The sequence below is a fragment of the Pseudomonas sp. Sample_24 genome (assembly GCF_004307605.1).
Taxonomy (GTDB): Bacteria; Pseudomonadota; Gammaproteobacteria; order Pseudomonadales; family Pseudomonadaceae; genus Aquipseudomonas.
Window position 1 is genome coordinate 3,052 of the sequence record NZ_RCNW01000269.1, and the last position, 4,191, is coordinate 7,242.

At 59.5% G+C, this 4,191-nt stretch carries 5 protein-coding genes; 4 read left to right on the forward strand and 1 reads right to left on the reverse strand.

Features of this window, described 5'->3' with window-relative positions; translation table 11 throughout:
• Positions 1 to 143: 143 nt before the first annotated feature.
• Complete coding sequence (suhB, locus tag D8V06_RS14820; protein WP_056855160.1) at positions 144 to 962, reverse strand: inositol-phosphate phosphatase; 819 nt, start codon at positions 960 to 962, stop codon at positions 144 to 146.
• A gap of 146 nt (positions 963 to 1,108) precedes the next feature.
• On the opposite strand from suhB, the gene trmJ reads away from it, so the two are divergent.
• From trmJ to D8V06_RS14840, 4 genes are all read left to right on the forward strand, one after another.
• A complete protein-coding gene (gene trmJ / locus D8V06_RS14825) occupies positions 1,109 to 1,879 on the forward strand; it encodes a tRNA (cytosine(32)/uridine(32)-2'-O)-methyltransferase TrmJ (protein WP_130905816.1) in 771 nt (256 codons plus the stop codon).
• Between the two features lie 2 nt (positions 1,880 to 1,881).
• Entirely contained in the window at positions 1,882 to 2,658 is a 777-nt protein-coding gene (cysE, locus tag D8V06_RS14830) for a serine O-acetyltransferase (RefSeq protein ID WP_007998676.1), read from the forward strand.
• A 264-nt stretch (positions 2,659 to 2,922) separates the two neighbouring features.
• Positions 2,923 to 3,414 (forward strand): Fe-S cluster assembly transcriptional regulator IscR, encoded by a 492-nt coding sequence (gene iscR, locus D8V06_RS14835; protein WP_003227911.1) that lies wholly within the window; start codon positions 2,923 to 2,925, stop codon positions 3,412 to 3,414.
• 50 nt (positions 3,415 to 3,464) lie between these two features.
• The coding region (locus D8V06_RS14840) for an aminotransferase class V-fold PLP-dependent enzyme (RefSeq protein WP_130931213.1) at positions 3,465 to 4,191 on the forward strand (727 nt) is incomplete at its 3' end.

Consider the following 4,191-nt stretch of genomic DNA (forward strand, 5'->3'; position numbering starts at 1 on the left):
CGGCTTGCTGGCGATCACGGTCTAACAGTCGACATCAATGGTGAATGTCAGATCGAATCGCCAGCAAGCCGGCTCCTACAAGGGTTGGCAGTTTCGGGCATAAAAAAAGCACCCTGCAGGGTGCTTTTTCTGTCGCGGGAAGCTTAGCGCTTCAGCGAGGCGGGCAGGTGCGGCTGGATGGCCGTCAAAACTGCCTTGAAGCATTTGGTGTTACCGGCAACGACGTGGCCTTTTTCAAGGAAGTCGTGACCACCGGTGAAGTCGCTCACCAGGCCGCCTGCTTCCTGAATCAGCAGGGCGCCTGCCGCCATGTCCCACTCGGACAGGCCCGACTCCCAGAACGCATCGAAACGGCCGGCGGCTACATAGGCCAGGTCCAGGCTCGCCGAACCGGCACGGCGGATGCCGGCAGTCTGGCCCACCAGGGCGCGGAACATGCCCAGGTAGTTGTCGAGGTTGTCCATCTGGTCGTCACGGAATGGGAAGCCGGTACCCAGCAGGGCGCCGTCCAGGCTGGTGCGGCCGCTGACGCGCAGGCGACGACCGTTCAGTTGAGCGCCGCGACCACGGCTGGCGGTGAATTCTTCCTGGCGAACCGGGTCCAGAACAACAGCGTGCTCAAGACGACCGCGGTATTTGCAGGCGATGCTGACAGCGAAGTGAGGAATGCCGCGCAGGAAGTTGGTGGTGCCGTCCAGTGGATCGATGATCCACAGGTACTCTTCGCCTTCGATGCCGGTGCCGGCGTGCAGGCCGGTTTCTTCACCCAGGATCGAGTGATTCGGGTAAGCCTTGCGCAGCGCGTCGATGATTTTCTGTTCGGCGGCGCGATCTACCTCGGATACGTAATCCTTGGCGTCTTTTTCGTCGACCTTGATGGTATCCAGGCGCTCGATGGAGCGGAAGATCAATTCACTGGCGCTGCGGGCGGCGCGCAGCGCGATATTCAGCATGGGCTGCATGGATGTGTCACCTAAGGTTGTTAAAGAAAGCCGGGCATTCTATCAGAAAGTTTCTACAGGAGAAGGACGACGTTCGCTTTCATGGCTTAACGGTAGGATGAGCTGTAAGATTCTGCTCCCGATTATTGTGTTCGAGAGCGCCTCCCTTGCTGCAAAACATTCGTGTCGTCCTGGTCAATACCAGCCATCCGGGCAATATCGGCGGGGCTGCGCGTGCCATGAAGAACATGGGCCTGTCGCGGCTGGTGCTGGTCGAGCCTCGTCTGTTCCCGCATCACGAAGCCGACGCCCGTGCTTCCGGTGCCGGTGACATCCTTGAAAACGCGCAAGTCGTCGCCACTTTGGAAGATGCCCTGGTCGGCTGCAATCTGGTGCTGGGCACCAGCGCCCGTGATCGTCGGATTCCATGGCCGCTGCTCGATCCCCGCGAATGTGGGGCGAAAGTGGTCGAGGAAGCCGGGCAGGGCGCGGAAATCGCCCTGGTGTTCGGGCGTGAAGATTCCGGCCTGACCAACGAAGAGCTGCAGCGATGTCATTATCACGTGCACATCCCCTCAGACCCTGAGTTCAGTTCGCTGAACCTTGGGGCGGCGGTGCAGGTGTTGAGTTATGAAGTGCGCATGGCCTGGCTGGCCGCGCAAGGTCAGCCGACCAAGGTCGAGAAGGAAGAAGTGGCTTCCGTCAAAAGCGCCGAGCTGGCAACGATGGATGAGCTTGAGCGGTTCTATGAGCACCTGGAGCAAACCCTGGTGAGCATCGAGTTTCTCGACCCGGAAAAGCCACGGCACTTGATGGCGCGCCTGCGCCGGTTGTACGGTCGCAGCTCGGTTAGCCGGGCGGAAATGAATATTTTGCGTGGCATCCTCACGGAAACCCAGAAAGCGGCCCGTGGTGAGCTTCTTAAGCGGAAGGATTAATGATGTTCGAGCGTTTGCGTGAAGATATCCAGAGTGTTTTCCATCGTGACCCGGCGGCGCGTAACGCTTTTGAAGTCCTGACGTGCTACCCCGGCATGCATGCGATCTGGATTCACCGTTTGTCGGCAATGCTGTGGCGTGCGGACCTGAAATGGCTGGCGCGGCTGGTGTCGAACTTCGGTCGCTGGTTGACCGGGATCGAGATTCATCCGGGTGCCAAGGTCGGGCGTCGCTTCTTCATTGACCACGGCATGGGCATCGTCATTGGCGAAACCGCTGAGATTGGCGATGACGTGACCATTTATCAGGGTGTGACCCTCGGTGGTACCAGCTGGAACAAAGGCAAGCGCCACCCGACGCTGGGTGATGGTGTCGTTGTCGGCGCCGGCGCCAAGGTGCTTGGCCCGTTCACTGTCGGTGCCGGTGCCAAGGTCGGCTCCAACGCCGTGGTGACCAAAGAGGTTCCACCGGGCGCTACGGTGGTGGGTATTCCGGGGCGAATCATCGTCAAACCCGACGAAGAACAGGACGCCAAGCGCAAGGCCATGGCCGAGAAAATCGGCTTCGATGCCTACGGCGTGACCGAAGACATGCCGGACCCGGTGGCTCGCGCCATCAATCAGTTGCTCGATCACCTGCAGGCAGTCGACGGTCGTCTGGAGGGCATGTGCGGGGCGTTGAAGGATCTGGGCAGCAATTACTGTGCGAAAGATCTGCCTGAACTGCGCGAAGAAGACTTCGCCTGTGTGAAGGACAAGGATCAGAGTCAGGCTAGCTGAACCGAGTCAATTTCATCGCGGGCAAACCCGCTCCCACAAGGTCTCCGGTGAGGCGCCGATTGTGTGAGCGCCCACAATCCCTGTGGGAGCGGGCTTGCCCGCGATGAACGATAACGCGCAATTGCTGGCTGTAACCGGTCAGCCTTTGCTATGATGCGGCCGCTCTTTTGCGGGTAAACCTGACTAAAGTACTAGGTCTTATAGTTGACTTAAATACTCGGGAATTGCATACTCGCCCCATTCCGAACTCCGTGGTAAACGTCCATGCGACTGACTACAAAAGGCCGATACGCTGTGACCGCCATGCTCGATCTGGCGTTGCACGCGCAGCACGGGCCCGTGTCCCTGGCCGATATCTCCGAGCGCCAAGGCATCTCCCTGTCCTACCTCGAACAGCTGTTTGCCAAGTTGCGCCGCAGCAATCTGGTGTCCAGCGTCCGCGGTCCGGGCGGTGGCTACCAATTGTCCCGCGACATGCAGGGCATCCAGGTCGCCCAGGTGATCGATGCGGTAAACGAATCGGTCGATGCAACCAAATGCCAGGGCCAGGGTGATTGCCATTCCGGTGACACTTGCCTGACTCACCACTTGTGGTGCGACCTGAGCCTGCAGATCCACGAATTTCTGAGCGGTATCAGCTTGGCTGACCTTGTGACTCGCCGTGAGGTGCAAGAAGTAGCCCAGCGTCAGGATCAACGCCGTTGCAACAGCAAGGCGCCACGCCTGGACAAGATTGAAGCGTCCGCCGTCGAATGACAGCCACAGAGCTAACGGCGCGCCAGCCAGCCTGATTTAGGAGATAGTCCATGAAATTGCCGATTTACCTTGATTACTCTGCGACTACCCCGGTTGATCCGCGTGTCGCGCAAAAGATGAGTGAATGCCTGCTGGTCGACGGAAACTTCGGTAACCCGGCGTCCCGTTCCCACGTGTTCGGCTGGAAAGCTGAAGAGTCCGTCGAAAACGCCCGTCGTCAGGTGGCCGACCTGGTCAACGCCGACCCGCGTGAAATCGTCTGGACCTCTGGCGCCACTGAGTCCGACAACCTGGCAATCAAGGGTGCGGCACATTTCTACGCCACCAAAGGCAAGCACCTGATCACCACCAAGATTGAGCACAAGGCTGTCCTCGACACCATGCGCCAACTGGAGCGTGAAGGCTTCGAAGTCACCTACATCGAGCCTCGCACCGATGGCCTGGTCACGCCTGAGATGATCGAAGCCGAATTGCGCGACGACACCATCCTGGTGTCGGTCATGCACGTGAACAACGAAATCGGCACCATCAACGACATCGCAGCGATCGGCGAACTGCTCCGTTCCAAGGGCATCCTGTTCCACGTCGACGCCGCTCAGTCCACCGGCAAGGTCGAAATCGACCTGCAGAAACTGAAAGTCGACATGATGTCGTTCTCCGCCCACAAGACCTACGGTCCTAAAGGCATCGGCGCCCTGTACGTAAGCCGCAAGCCGCGTGTTCGCATCGAAGCGACCATGCACGGCGGCGGTCACGAGCGCGGCATGCGTTCGGGTA

Bases quoted from the DNA above. Each gene is read 5' to 3' on its own strand.
- iscR (WP_003227911.1), top strand. From the start codon at position 2,923: ATGCGACTGACTACAAAAGGCCGATACGCTGTGACCGCCATGCTCGAT.
- cysE (WP_007998676.1), top strand. From the start codon at position 1,882: ATGTTCGAGCGTTTGCGTGAAGATATCCAGAGTGTTTTCCATCGTGAC.
- suhB (WP_056855160.1), bottom strand. From the start codon at position 962: ATGCAGCCCATGCTGAATATCGCGCTGCGCGCCGCCCGCAGCGCCAGT.